The organism is Streptomyces sp. LS1784, from assembly GCF_020103755.1.
Lineage (GTDB): Bacteria > Actinomycetota > Actinomycetes > Streptomycetales > Streptomycetaceae > Kitasatospora.
This window is the reverse complement of the sequence record NZ_JAHSQD010000753.1, coordinates 1-3,222: the sequence shown is the minus strand read 5'-3', so window position 1 is coordinate 3,222 and position 3,222 is coordinate 1. Positions and strand designations below refer to the sequence as shown.

At 74.4% G+C, this 3,222-nt stretch carries 3 protein-coding genes; all 3 read left to right on the top strand.

Going from position 1 to position 3,222, the window contains the following annotated elements:
• On the top strand, nt 1–314 hold a 314-nt coding region (locus KS423_RS41785), incomplete at its 5' end, for an electron transfer flavoprotein subunit alpha/FixB family protein (RefSeq protein WP_224284942.1).
• A gap of 231 nt (nt 315–545) precedes the next feature.
• Entirely contained in the window at nt 546–1,967 is a 1,422-nt protein-coding gene (locus KS423_RS41780; RefSeq protein WP_224284941.1) for an acyl-CoA synthetase, read from the top strand.
• A gap of 276 nt (nt 1,968–2,243) precedes the next feature.
• Entirely contained in the window at nt 2,244–3,116 is an 873-nt protein-coding gene (locus KS423_RS41775) for a C40 family peptidase (protein WP_224284940.1), read from the top strand.
• Nucleotides 3,117–3,222: the final 106 nt, after the last annotated feature.

Here is a 3,222-nt window from a genome sequence, read left to right as displayed (position 1 = left end):
GCGTGGTCGAGGAGCTCGCGGACGCGCTGGGCGCGGCCGTCGGTGCCTCGCGCGCCGCCGTGGACGCCGGCTGGTACCCGCACAGCAGCCAGGTCGGCCAGACCGGCAAGCAGGTCTCCCCGCAGCTCTACATCGCGGCGGGCATCTCCGGTGCGATCCAGCACCGGGCCGGCATGCAGACCTCGAAGACCATCGTGGCCGTCAACAAGGACCCCGAGGCCCCGATCTTCGAGCTGGTCGACTACGGCGTGGTCGGCGACCTCTTCGAGGTGCTGCCGCAGCTCACCGCCGAGGTGAAGGCCCGCAAGGCCTGATCCCGCGGGAAGGTTCGGAGGGCGTGGCGCCGGGTGCTCGGTGCCGCGCCCTCCGCCGTTCCCGGTCGTCCGCCGCCCTGTTCGGCCGTGACCCGTCGTCCCCGGAGCACGGTGGGCTGGGCGGCGGCCCGTAGAGTCGGCGCCGGCGCGTGACGCGGAGGCAGGCGCGCGAGGTGAACGCGCGGCGCACGGGCGCGGCGCGGTGGCGTGGGACGAGGCGAGGACGGTGGCATGGCACTGCTGACGGCACTTGAGGGCGGTTTCGGCGACGCGGCGGACGCGTTGCGGATCGACGGTCGGGCGCTCTCCCGGGAGGACCTGCTGGGCGCGGCGACCGCCGTCGCCGACCGGGTGGCCGGCGCCCCGGCGCTCGCGGTGCTCGCCCGGCCCACCGTCGAGACCGTCACCGCCGTGGTCGGCGGCCTGCTGGCGGGCGTCCCGGTGGTGCCGCTGCCGCCCGACTCGGGCCCCAAGGAGCGCGAGCACATCCTGCGGGACTCGGGCGCGGCGCTGCTCGCGCACGCCGTCGGGGAGGCGTTGCCGCAGGACACCTCGGTGGCGGGGCTGCCGGTCGACCCCGCGCAGCGCTCCGCCACCACCCACGCCGAGCCGGCCGCGGCGTCGATCGGCTTCGTGCTCTACACCTCCGGCACCACCGGTGCGCCCAAGGGCGTGGTGATCCGGCGCGAGGCGATCGCCGCCGACCTGGACGCCCTTGCCGCCGCCTGGCAGTGGACTGCCGAGGACACCCTTGTGCACGGCCTGCCACTGTTCCACGTGCACGGGCTGCTGCTCGGCGTGCTCGGCGCCCTGCGCACCGGCAGCGGGCTGGTGCACACCGGGCGCCCCACCCCGGAGGGCTATGCGGCGGCGGGCGGCAGCCTGTACTTCGGCGTGCCCACCGTCTGGTCCCGGCTGGCGGCGGACCCGGAGTCGGCGGCCCGGCTCGCCCCGGCCCGGCTGCTGGTCTCCGGCAGCGCGCCGCTGCCCGTCCCGGTGTTCGAGAGGCTGGCGGCGCTCACCGGGCACACCCCGATCGAGCGGTACGGGATGACGGAGTCGCTGATCACCGTCAGCACCCGGGCGGACGGCGAGCGGCGCCCCGGCAGCGTCGGATTGCCGGTGGACGGGGTCCGCACCCGGCTGGTCGGGGAGGACGGCGCGCCGGTGCCCAGCGACGGGGAGAGCGTCGGCGAACTCCAGGTCTCCGGCCCGACGCTGTTCAGCGGCTACCTCAACCGGCCGGACGCGGACGCCGAGGCGTGGACGGCGGACGGTTGGTTCCGCACCGGCGACGTCGCGGTGATCGGGGCGGACGGCTTCCACCGGATCGTCGGCCGTGCCTCGGTGGACCTCATCAAGAGCGGCGGCTACCGGATCGGCGCGGGCGAGGTGGAGGCCGCGCTGCGCGACCACCCGGCGGTCGCCGACGCGGCGGTGGTCGGCGTGCCTGACGAGGACCTCGGACAGGCGATCGTCGCGTACGTCGTTCCGGACGGCGCCGTGACGGGAGATCAGTTGACGTCCTTCGTGGCGGAGCGGCTCTCGGTGCACAAGCGGCCGCGCCGGGTCGTCCTGGTGCCCGAACTGCCCAGGAACGCCTTGGGAAAGGTGCTGAAGAAGCAGCTGCTGGCGGAGGCCGGCGGCCGCTGATGAGGGGGCGTCGGATGCCCCCGAGGTGACGGGTTATCACCCTGATGCACCGTCGGTGTCCGCCGCCCGGGACCTTCCTTTGGCGCACTCCACTGCGCGAAGTGAGCGGATGCGTGCTTAACGTGACACGCAGGCAGAACCGAATCCCCGCTCGGCATGCCGTGGCTTCCGGCCGCAGGACCGGAAACCACGGCATGCCGAGCGGGGTCTCTGCCGACCAGCAGAGCCGGCCTCGGTCGGCCACGGCAATCCGCAGCAGTGAAGGAAGTCAGCACGATGACCACCGTCAACACCGGTTCGCCGGCGGCCGCCGGCGAACCGACCGGGCAGCAGGACTCTGCCACCGTCCGCACCTCCCGTCCGTCCCGCACCGCACGGCTCCGTCGGGGGATGGGCATGGTGGCCGTGATCGCGACCGGTGTCGGCGTGATCAGCCTCGGCACCGGCGTCAGCCCCGCGGTCGCCGAGACCGCCCCGGCGCACGCCGGGTGGGACGGCTCGCGGTACTGGTTCAAGAACAGCCAGGGGCAGTGGCGCTGGACCTCGCACTACAGCGTGTACGCGGCCCGTACCGGGGGCGGCTCGCCGTCCGCCGCAAAGGCCACCACCGGGTCCTCCGGCGGGATCAAGGAGGGCTGGGACGGCTCGCGCTACTGGTTCCGCAACAGCAAGGGCGAATGGCGCTGGACCTCGCACTACGACGTCTACCTGGAGCGCACCGGGCGCGCCCCCTCCTCCTCGGGGTCCGCGGGCTCGGGCCACGCCGACGGCTCGGCCGCGGTGAACCGGGACGTCGAGGCCGCCGTGCAGTTCGCCCTCTCCCAGGTGGGCAAACCGTTCCTCCGGGCCGGCAACGGGCCGGACGGCTACGACTGCTCGGGCCTGGTGCAGCAGTCCTTCCGGCGCGGCGGGATCGAGCTGCCGCGCGTGGCCAACGACCAGTACGCGGCGACCACACCGATCAAGGCGAGCCAGCTGCGCCGCGGTGACCTGCTGTTCTGGTCGCCGAACGGGACCGCCCGGGGCATCCAGCACGTGGCGATCTACCTGGGCGACAACAAGTACGTCGAGGCCGCGCGGCCCGGGACCAAGGTCCGGATCTCGACGATCAGCAAGGGCTACTACCCCATGTTCATGGGGCGCCCGTAGCGGGGCCGTCGTCCGCCCGTCGGGGGCGCCGGGTCCGCCCGCACGGCCCCCGACCGGCGCCGTGCGGGCGGGGGCCGGTGGTTCCCGACGCGCGCTCAGAGGTCCG